This is a genomic window from Lapidilactobacillus gannanensis (assembly GCF_003946675.1).
GTDB lineage: Bacteria > Bacillota > Bacilli > Lactobacillales > Lactobacillaceae > Lapidilactobacillus > Lapidilactobacillus gannanensis.
In genome coordinates this window covers 1-10,490 of sequence record NZ_RHOT01000055.1, presented here as the reverse complement: position 1 = coordinate 10,490, position 10,490 = coordinate 1, and the positions used below count along the sequence as shown (strand labels likewise).

Sequence of the window (10,490 nt, the reverse complement as noted above, 5' to 3'; positions counted from 1 at the left end):
GTTCTGCCAGACTTCGATTAACTAGACCAATAACTAAGAATAGGTCGAAAGTGTTGCACTTGATTTGACAATTCGGGAGAAATAATTATTATTTGTTTTCGCAAAATTTCTTGCGTTAGCCAATTATTAATTGGAAATATCGATTTACCAATGATCTTATCACTATTTAACAATCAGTTTCGGGGGAAATTAATCGTTGAATGGTGTCGAAGTAGGCCCGGAATATTAATTTTTAATTAGGCAAGCGTAGTCGTACCAGCCACTGGGGAGTGGAGAAAGTTTAATTTGTGTTAATTCAAAATTATTGTGTAGCGATGATAAAGTCGGCGGTTATCAACACCGACGGCTTTTATTGTTGCTGCCAGAGGGGGATTTTTTATGCTCAAAAAAATATTGGTCTAGTTTGTACACTGGTTTTATTAGCTAATGCGGTAGTAGTTCCTACTGTTGCCACACAAGCAGCTACTGATGAAATAACACCAACAGTCGCTACTCAAGCGCAAACTACCCAAACAAGTACACCAGTAAATACAACACCTGCAGTGACACCAACTGCATCTGAAAACATTGATCAATGGATGCCGAACAAAACCTTACAAAAAGCAGTATTGCGGGCGTTGAATGGTCATGGTAGTAGTGATCCAACTAAGCAATGGTCTAGTGTTGACCAAATTACTCAAGCTGATATGAAGTATTTGACGCGATTGTCTGAGGGTAACATTACTCACATTGATGGCACGACTTCCTTCTCACTTGAAGGTTCGCAATATGCCACTAATCTAACTGAATTAATGTTACAATCACAAGTTGATACGGCTTATTATGGTGATATTACTGATGTTAGTCCACTGGCTGGTTTGACGAAATTAACTAATTTACAATTATCTGGTAACCGAATTACTGATGTGACGCCATTAGCTGGCTTGACTAATTTAACTCAACTTGGGTTGGCTTTTAATCATATTGGTGACTTTTCAAGTTTAAGTAGTTTAACTAAAGCAAGTATTAGCAATAATGATCAAGTAGTCTTTCTACCGAAAATTTTAATCAACAGTCAAACTCGTATGGTCACGTTACCATCTGTCTTTAAATTAACTGATGGCACGGTAGCACCATTAACGTATAAATCTGGATTGGCACCAGTTAAATATGATGCTAATAATGCGACAGCACCATTTTACTATAGTGTCTATTATGCTGGCGGCTATGCAACGCAAAATGCGGCCGGTAGTCTTGATTACAATACAATTCAAAATCAATTGCCACCTGTTACCAGCATACCTAGCATGCCTAATGTAACTGTTGTGCCAGTTGAGAATAGATATTATTTGGTTGGTGTTACTAGCACGGCCAATGGTGACACCTTAACAGAAATTCAACCATACTCACTAGCTGCGGCGGCAGCTGATGTGACCGTCAATTACCAAGATGAGGCGGGCAATAAGCTAGCCGATTCTGAGACGTTAACTGGTTTAGTTGGCGATGATTATCAGAGTAAAATGAAGACCATTGCTGGTTATACCTTCAAAGAAATTAAGGATAATAATGCGACTGGTAAATTTACCGACGCTGCCCAGACAGTCACTTACGTTTACACCAAAGATCCAGTTAAGGGTGCTGACGTGACGGTTAATTATCAAGACGAGGCTGGCAATAAAATTACTGATTCAGAAATTTTGACGGGGAATGTTGGTGCTACTTATACCTCTGTCCAAAAGGCTGTTGCTGGCTACACGTTTAAAGAAGTCAAAGACAACAATGCCACGGGTCAATTTACTAGTGCCGCCCAAACAGTCACATATGTTTATACCAAAGATCCAGTTCAGGGCGCTGATGTTACGGTTAATTATCAAGACGAAGCCGGCAATAAAGTGGCTGATTCAGAAATGCTAAGTGGCAATATCGGTGATAGTTATACAACTAAGCAAAAGACTGTCCCTGGTTATACCTTCAAGGAAGTCAGACAAACTAGAATGGCCGGAATCTTTACGGAAGCACCGCAAACGGTCACTTACGTTTATACCAAGGATCCAGTCGTTACTAGCAATGTTTATGCCCAGTATCAGGATGAAGCTGGTCATGAAATTGCTAAAACCGAAACTTTCCAAGGTGCGATTGGCACAACTTATCAGACTAAGCAAAAGGCAATTACTGGTTATCAGTTCAAACAAGTGACTGGGGCTCAAACAACTGGGTTATTTACGGCAACCGCCCAAACAGTGACTTATATTTACAGCAAAGATCCAGTAACACCAACTAAACCAGCTCTTCCTGGAACTGATGATAACAATAATATTCTGTTACCAAAGACTGGTAGTGCGCAAACATCAGTCGTGACTAAGCAAGCTACTAATCAGACCAAGCAACAAGCAGCAGTGACATTACCCAAGACCAATGAGAAACGTCAGCTTGGTCTACAAGTCGCTGGGTTAGCGGTCTTAGCACTGACAGCAGGATTATTATTCTTACCAAAACGTCATCGTGACTAATTTTTAACGTTAATGAAAAATAGACTAGTTGTCGAATCGGTGTTGATTCACTGCTAGTCTATTTTTGTTTGTGCTGAGAATTTGCGCTGCGAGAAAACTGATTAAAACCGGGACTGGTTTTGACTTCATTGCGGGTTGCGTTCCACAACCAGCAAGCCCGCAATGGAGTCAGAACTAGTTCATCAATGTTAGCCAGATTGTCAATTAGTTAATCAGTTTTTTGCTCGGCGAGAATCTCTAAGAAGCGTTGGCCGACTGCTGATAGAGGCGTGTGTTTTAACCAAATTAGTGACATTGAGCTGGTGATGGCTGGTGCGAAAGGTATAAATTTTAAATTCTGGTTGTCAGTAATCAAATGATTGATACCAACTGCCAGGCCTAATCCAGATTCCACCAGTAAATTAGCATTATAAATCAAATTATAGGTTGCGACGAATTGTTTATCTGGCAGCGAAGTACCAGCCCAGTTTGCTAACATGGCGCGAACTGGTTGTCGCTGGGAAATTAGCAGTGGCTGGTTTTTGATATCCGTTGGTGTGATTTGTTCATGGCTAGCTAATGGGTGCGTTACTGGTAAAGTGAGCCCCCACTGGTTAACTCCGGGAATGCTGGTAAAAGCGTATTTATATTTGTCAGCAGGATCAATGACCACGCCAAAATCGGAAAGCCCGTGATCTAAACGTTCGAAAATATCTTCAGCATTACCACTGAAAATTTGTAATTTAACATCAGGGGATTGTTGAATCAGCTGCTGGGCGGCTTGTAAAACAAATTGATTGAGACGTGACTCACCTAAGCCAATTGTTAAAGTCCCACTAAGCTTTTGTTCTCGGTGTAAATCACTAACGGCATTATTGGCTAAGGTCAGAATTTGGCGAGCTCGATTAACTAGATAGGTGCCATCAGCGGTTAAAGTTACAGCATGACTTTGGCGAATAAATAGCTGCGTACCAAGTTCAGTTTCTAAATCTTTAATTTGCCGTGATAAGGCAGGTTGGGTGATATGTAGTTGCCTGGCTGCAGCCGTGATTGTGCCAGCATCAGCAATCGCCACTAAATAGGTGAGCGTTCGTAATTCCATTTGAGTCAGCTTCCTTATAATTTTTAGTAATATCATACCGTTAAAGATAAGTATTAGCTATTCTAGACAACTGGTTGCATAATGAAGTCATTCAGAAAAGGAGTGTTCAAGTATGACAACACAACATGGTGGTCTTTTTAAATTAGGTGATAAAAATGAAGCTTACGCAAAATATTTTATTGGGCAAAGTTATTTAAATTCATTGGTGCCCGCTGACGATAATATTAATGTCAACGTCGCTAATGTGACTTTTGAACCAGGTTGTCGTAATGACTGGCATATTCATCATAATGGTTATCAAATTCTTTTGGTAACTGCTGGCGAAGGTTGGTATCAAGAAGCCGGCAAACCAGCGCAATTATTGCATCCCGGTGATGTGGTGGCAATTCATGAAGGCGTTAAGCATTGGCATGGCGCGACTAAAGATAGTTGGTTCAGCCACATTGCCATTACGACTGGTAGCAGTGAATGGTTAGAAAAAGTAACTGATGAAGCTTACGCCAAGCTTGGCAAGTAAATAGCAGAAGGGATGTTAGAATCATGGCAAAGAAACAAACTGCGGGACATGAACAATTAGGTGAATTTGCGCCTCAATTCGCTAAACTAAATGACGAGGTGCTTTTTGGTCAAGTTTGGGCCAAGGAAGATGAATTATCGGCTCACGATCGGAGCATGATTACGATTGCCAGCTTAATGACCAGTGGTAGTTTTCCTCAGTTAAAGGCACATTTACAAATGGCCAAACAAAATGGCGTGACTAAAGAAGAAGTCGTTGCCGAAATTACGCACTTATCATTTTATGCTGGGTGGCCTAAAGCTTGGTCAGCGTTTAATTTAGCCAAAGAAATTTATGGTACCGATCATGACTAAAGTGATTATTTTAGGCGCGGCCAGTCAAATCTCTCGCTATTTAATCCCTGATTTACTGACGCACCCCGAAATTGAACTGACATTATTTGCGCGTCAAGATAATCAACGGCTGGCTAAGTATCAAGGTCAAGCTAAGTTGATTGCTGGTGATTGGAATCAGGTTGCTGATCTTGTGCCCGCACTCACAGGACAAGAAGTTGTTTTTCTAGCCTCGTCAGAAATAGTGGGTAACAAGGCTGTAGTTACGGCGATGAAGCAGGCTGGCGTTAGTCGGTTGATTGTCGCTGGCGGCTTAGGGATGAATGATGAGGTTGCTGGTGAATTTGGTCGTTGGAATGCGCGGATGATGGGTGATTATACGCCTTATAAACAGGCCGCGGCAATTATTTGGCAGAGTGGCCTGAATTATACTTATCTCCGGATGACTTGGCTGTACGATCAGAATGGCAATACTAATTATCAGGTCGTGCCACTAGGTGAACCGTTAAAAGGCACACAGATCACGCGCCAAGCTGTGGCCACATTTGTAACAAAATTAATCTTGCAACCTAATTTATACTAGCACGATAATATTGGGTTAGTGGAACCAAATACAGAATGGGCTAAACCGTCGTTCTATTAACTTAATCAATTATTCTCAGGCAGCAGCTAGTCGCTAACCAGGGTTACTTTCATGTTAAAATAAAGTGAGTCGTGATGATTGGAGGCTAGGACATGCAGCTTTGGATTGTGATTTTAGGAATTGGTTTAATTATTGGTGGTCTTTATCAAATGCGTTTGGCATATCAAGCCTTCAAGGTTTGGCAGGCAAAACAGAATAAATCATTTACATTACTGGGGTTGCTATTCGGCTTGATTTTCGGTGTGCTAATGATTGTAGCTGGCTTCGCCTTCATCACTGGAAATTTCACGGCGTTCATGAGTCATTTTGTTGGCTAAGCGATTTTGCGGTCGCAATCAGTGAGTTAAATCTAAAGCTGGTTTTGGGCAGAATAGCGGACAACTCCGTTGCGACCGGCGGGTTGTGGAACGCGGCCGGGATTGATTTGAGCTTATTGCTTTGCAACAATCTCAAATACAACCCTTATCCTAAGCGCTAAAGCGCCAAAGATAATTTGGCTGCTACTCGCAAGCTCGGGCGCAAATTAAAACCATTGGCTGACAACCCGGCGGCCTCCACTACGTTTTGAGCTAGTTTGTTCCACTTTAGATTTAATCGATCTCAAGGCAGTACTGGCAGAACCAGTTGTTGATCGCCCAGCAACCACCAGATGAAACTAACAGAATTGAGCACCACTAATTAGAAAATCAGATTGCAGTATACAACAAAGCCTGTGTGACAATCTTTCGAGATAAAAACGAAAGACATCACGCAGGCTATTTTGGTCTAATTATTCAATTATTACTTCTGAGTGAACTACGATGATCAGTCCCACTAGCATTGCCTTAGCCACTAACAACAGTGAAAATTACTAACTCAACTCCAGACGGAATGGAGGGATCTTGTCGTCAGCCGCGAAATTATTGTTAGTGCTTTAGCACTTACAATAAGCCTCGAATTGAAGACAATTGGTTTTTAATTGGCTTCAATCGACGGCCGCAGCGTTCCACGACAAGCAGCCCGGAATGCAGTCAGAACCAATTCTGTTTCAAAAACTTCACCAGGTTTTTAACGCTTTTGCATTTTGGCTTTAACAATGGTCACAGCATTCCGCAACCCGCAGTTCGTAATGCAGTTACAATCTGCTCCGCTTCTAAAACGTCACAAAGAAAGGTTAGATTAGTTAGTCAACTTACCGCTATCCATTAAGGCTTGAACTTCAGGTTGTACGTGGGCATAATTCTTAACAGTGTTTTCGTAATCAACGAAATATAACTTGTACCAAGTTAAGAACGTGAAGATCGTCCAGACTTGTCGACGACCATCAATTTTACCTTCGAAATTATCTGTTAATAATTGGATAATTTGGTCTTGATCGAAGAATTCGCTAACCCAGTCTTCACTGAATAAGGCTTTGACGTTATTGTAATATTTTTCTTCACGTAACCAAGTCTTGATTGGGACTGGGAAGCCTAACTTAGGACGAGTAGCCCAGTCACTAGGTAAGTGACGTGCAGCTGCTTTACGGAAAATATCTTTGGTATCATGGCTATTCAATAGTAGTTTGGAAGGAATCGTATTAGCTAATTCGGCAACTTTCTTGTCCAAGAAGGGTACACGTAACTCTAAAGAATGGGCCATCGAAATTTTATCAGCTTTTTGTAGAATGTCGTTTAACATGAAGTGATGCAAATCGATGTATTGCATTTGCTTAACTTCTTCGGCATTAGCAACTTTCTTAAAGTCCTGTTGATAAATACCATTTACAGTTAAATCACTTTGGTAAGGTTGTTTCATGATACCATTGGCCTGTTTGCTGGTGAAAATTGTGGGTTGATCAGGATCGTAAATAATTGATTCGCCAACGTAGTAAGCTGATGGTTCAGCTGTGTGTGTGTACAAATGTGTTTTACCAGGAAAATTGCGCATTTTTTTAATATGTTTAGCCAAACGATAGCGAGAATTTTTAGGTAATTTAGCTAGACCGTTAGCAAAAACCTTGATCAATTGATGATGGGAATGCATGCCATAGTTGACATAGCCAGCAAACAATTCATCAGCACCTTCACCAGAAAGGGCGACGGTGACTTTCTGCCGAGCAATCTTGCAGAGATACCATAAAGGAATCAAAGAAGGATTGCCATCTGGTTCGTCCATGTGATACTGCATTTCAGCAAAATCACGGAATGCTTCGTCACCGTCAACAGTAGTGGCGTTGAAATGGAGGCCCTCTTGATCAGCTAAAGCCTTAGCAGCACTAGCTTCGTTGTAAGGACCGTTATCAAAATTAACACTGAAAACTTCTTTTGGTTTCAGTAAAGAAGTGACATAACTTGAGTCGACCCCTTCAGATAAGAAGCTACCTACAGGAACGTCGGCGATATTATGCATCTTAACTGAATCCTTAATCGTGTCATCAATGGCATCGATTGTTTGTTCTGGCGTCAGTTTGTAATCAATCTTGTAACTAGCATCCCAATATTCATGCATTTGGAAATCTTTGTCGTGCAATTCGAACCAGTGTCCTGCAGGGAAACGATAAACATTTTTGAAGAAAGTTTCTGGTAGATCATTATATTGATTCATTAAGTAAGGTTTCAAAGCTTCGGGATTGAATTCTTTTTTGAAATTAGGGTGAGCCATAAAGGACTTGATTTCTGAACCTACAATGAAAGTATCATCCTTTTGGTAGTAGTAAAGTGGCTTGATCCCGAAGAAATCACGGGCACCATACAGGGTTTGCTTGTTGTTGTCCCAAATTAGATACGCAAACATGCCCCGCACGCGCTTCAATGTTCCAGCCATGCCCCATTCTTCATAACCATGGAGTAAGACTTCAGTATCAGCCTTTGTTTTGAAAACATGGCCCTTAGCTTGTAGCTCAGAACGTAAACTCTGGAAATTATAAATTTCACCATTAAAAGTAACCAGAATTGAATTATCCTCATTGTAAATCGGCTGGGCGCCACCTTTTAAGTCAATAATACTTAAGCGGCAGAAACCTAGGGCAACTTGGTCATTGGTATAGTGGCCACCACCACTAATATTTGGCCCCCGATGACGAATTAGTTCCATCATTGATTCGATTACTGAAGTTTTATCGGTAATTGTTGGATCGTTAAACGCAATAATTCCACACATATGTAGTCCTCCGTGACTAAAAAAACGGCTTAAGCTCTTGATTAAATTTTACCACTGATTAGGTTGACTAGTTGAATTCAAGGGGCTTTTCTGAAAAAATAAGTTTCTCTCCTAATTGTAATGAAAATGAAACAATAGTTAAACGAACAATTTTGTCACCTAAGTGCGACTAAGCGCGGTATCTGACAAGCTGATTCAGGAGACATTCAGTTAATATTTTAGCAAATTCACGACCTGATTGCATTGTTTAATAGTGAAAGTGTGCGGGGGCTTAGTGACAGCTGACTATGTACGTGTGCTAGGCAATGAAATGGTTGAATGCAGCTTGCAGGTGTTGCATGATTAATTCGCAAACAACTTGTCCCGTGAGGGCGACCTAGCTTATAATGAAAGTAAATCAATTAAGTTCTGTTCCAGTGTTTTGTGCTGGGCAGAATTTTTTACATTGGGATAATTGAGGGGAGTTTAGGATTTTGGCAATTAAAGTGGGCAATAAACTGATTGTGATCACTGGTGCGTCGGGCTCTGGCAAAACAACCGTGAGTAATTACCTTCATGACAATTATGGCGTTTTACGCGTGATTACGCATACGACGCGGCCACCCCGCCAAGGCGAACAGAATAAGATTGATTACTATTTTGAAACCCAAGCCAGTTTTGCCAAAAACCACTATATTGAATCGGTTAATTATGCCGGTAATCAGTACGGTTCGTCTCGAGAAGCGTTACAGCGAGCTTGGCGCAAACGTCGAGTGGTTAGTCTGGTACTGGATACTAAAGGGGCCGAGGCTTACGTCAAGGTCATGCCCAAGCAGTTGATTGTTTTATATGTGGCAATCACTGATGCCAAAATTCTCCGTGCTCGTTTAGAAAAACGTGGTGACACACCGGCAGCAATTGAACAGCGCCTGCAAAGTGAAGAAGCAAAGCGAGATTTAGCCGTACCAGCTGGTCTAAAGGGCTGTGCTCACGTCATTCTCAATGATTCATGGGATGAGGCTAAGCAACAGGTGGACCAGGTGTTGAAAGAGGAACTGATTCGGAAATGATGAACTGAAGATTTGGTTGAATACTAACTTTCAACCTAAAAAGTACTTATTGATTTTAGATAAAAGGTCTCATTACCCAATTTTTTTAATTAGGTAATGAGACCTTTATATTGTTAATTACAAAAGGGATAGGGCTGCTAGTGTACTAGTTGAACTAATTGCGGCTGATCGATGTTTAATTGTTTGGTAATCTCTGACAAAATTTCAGAGGATGAAACTCCTGTTTCAATACCATGAATAATAATTTTCCCAACAATTTGTTCTAAGCGGAAGGTATTAACAATTGCACCATTATTGAATTGACGACAACGTTGACCAGTTTTTAATAAACTACTCGATTGTGATAGGAATGGAAATTGTCGAAAAATATGCCGATCTTCAAAAAAATCAGTTTCTGGAATACACACCCCTAATAAAGCTAACTGTTCCTGAATGCGATATTGATAAAGCCAAGTTAAGAAGAGTTCACAAATTTCTGGATAGTGAGATTTTTTGGTGATACCGATAACTCCACCGCCGAGAGCAGGTGTGTTTCCTGGAATTGGGGCGAAGGAATAATCAACATTTTTAACCTGATTTAAATGATTAGTATAACCAATAATTAGGGCAGTTTTGTTATTATTAAAGGCGTCTATTTCATTATCCCACCAAATACTATTAGTGTGGTCAGCTGTCTGATGAATTTTCCGATAATTATTTAAAGTTGCTACGAAAGCATCTGGACTAATTGAAATATAATTATCCGTAAGTTCAATTGAGCCAGCACCTGCAAAAAAGTAGGGCAAAAATTCTGACGATACTAAATTACCAACTCCCGTTACCAGTTGTAAAGGATGAGGTACAGGTTTTTCAGGTATTTTTAATTTATTAAAAAAAGTGCAAAAATGTTGTAAGTCTAAATAACTTTGTGGTGGTAGTAATGGTGTCCCTGTTTCTTCAAAGGCAGCCTTTTGAATGACTGGATTATCAAAGACATCCTTTCGATAAAGCATCATTTGAATAGAGGGATCGGCTGGCAATGCAAAAGCATTTTCACCGATAAAAATATAATGTTTCCAATTTTTTAATTTTTTAATGACCCGAATTGTCAAATCAAGTGCAACACTTCCGACCTATTCTTAGTTATTGGTCTGGTTAATCAAAGTCTGGCAGGACTGCGATTGCCGATTGATAGTTGAGAATCTTTCGTGGTCTTTGGTTCAGAGCGTTTTGGATTGCTTGAATCCCTGTTAAGGTCAATTGGCGCATTGAGCGGCCTT

The 10,490-nt window shown here is 40.5% G+C and carries 9 protein-coding genes and 1 pseudogene; 6 read left to right on the top strand and 4 right to left on the bottom strand.

All coding sequences use genetic code 11. The features are described 5' to 3' along the window. Window positions 1–314: 314 nt before the first annotated feature. Complete coding sequence (locus EKM81_RS10575; protein WP_164509303.1) at window positions 315–2,489, top strand: MucBP domain-containing protein; 2,175 nt, start codon at window positions 315–317, stop codon at window positions 2,487–2,489. Between the two features lie 208 nt (window positions 2,490–2,697). On the opposite strand, the gene EKM81_RS10570 is transcribed toward EKM81_RS10575, so the two are convergent. Continuing rightward, a complete protein-coding gene (locus EKM81_RS10570; protein WP_125651482.1) occupies window positions 2,698–3,570 on the bottom strand; it encodes a LysR family transcriptional regulator in 873 nt (290 codons plus the stop codon). A gap of 112 nt (window positions 3,571–3,682) precedes the next feature. On the opposite strand from EKM81_RS10570, the gene EKM81_RS10565 reads away from it, so the two are divergent. From EKM81_RS10565 to EKM81_RS10550, 4 genes are all read left to right on the top strand, one after another. Then, on the top strand, window positions 3,683–4,087 hold the full coding sequence (locus EKM81_RS10565; RefSeq protein ID WP_125651480.1) for a cupin domain-containing protein: 405 nt from the start codon (window positions 3,683–3,685) through the stop codon (window positions 4,085–4,087). Between the two features lie 23 nt (window positions 4,088–4,110). Next, window positions 4,111–4,440 carry a carboxymuconolactone decarboxylase family protein gene (locus EKM81_RS10560; RefSeq protein ID WP_125651478.1) on the top strand — a complete coding sequence of 110 codons (330 nt, stop codon included), beginning with the start codon at window positions 4,111–4,113 and terminating at the stop codon, window positions 4,438–4,440. Continuing rightward, window positions 4,433–5,002 carry an NAD(P)H-binding protein gene (locus EKM81_RS10555; RefSeq protein ID WP_125651476.1) on the top strand — a complete coding sequence of 190 codons (570 nt, stop codon included), beginning with the start codon at window positions 4,433–4,435 and terminating at the stop codon, window positions 5,000–5,002. The genes EKM81_RS10560 and EKM81_RS10555 overlap by 8 nt, the downstream gene beginning before the upstream one ends. Window positions 5,003–5,154: 152 nt before the next feature. Continuing rightward, window positions 5,155–5,379 (top strand): hypothetical protein, encoded by a 225-nt coding sequence (locus tag EKM81_RS10550; protein ID WP_125651474.1) that lies wholly within the window; start codon window positions 5,155–5,157, stop codon window positions 5,377–5,379. Between the two features lie 841 nt (window positions 5,380–6,220). Here the strand turns inward: EKM81_RS10550 and asnB are convergent. Beyond that, window positions 6,221–8,182 carry an asparagine synthase (glutamine-hydrolyzing) gene (gene asnB, locus EKM81_RS10545; protein WP_125651472.1) on the bottom strand — a complete coding sequence of 654 codons (1,962 nt, stop codon included), beginning with the start codon at window positions 8,180–8,182 and terminating at the stop codon, window positions 6,221–6,223. Between the two features lie 479 nt (window positions 8,183–8,661). On the opposite strand from asnB, the gene EKM81_RS10540 reads away from it, so the two are divergent. Then, complete coding sequence (locus tag EKM81_RS10540) at window positions 8,662–9,231, top strand: guanylate kinase (protein ID WP_125651486.1); 570 nt, start codon at window positions 8,662–8,664, stop codon at window positions 9,229–9,231. Window positions 9,232–9,368: 137 nt separating this feature from the next. Here the strand turns inward: EKM81_RS10540 and EKM81_RS10535 are convergent, their stop codons facing one another. Continuing rightward, window positions 9,369–10,322, bottom strand: a complete 954-nt coding sequence (locus EKM81_RS10535) for an extracellular solute-binding protein (RefSeq protein WP_125651470.1) — start codon at window positions 10,320–10,322, stop codon at window positions 9,369–9,371. A gap of 43 nt (window positions 10,323–10,365) precedes the next feature. Then, a pseudogene (locus EKM81_RS11690) lies at window positions 10,366–10,490 on the bottom strand (IS30 family transposase); the annotation flags it as partial.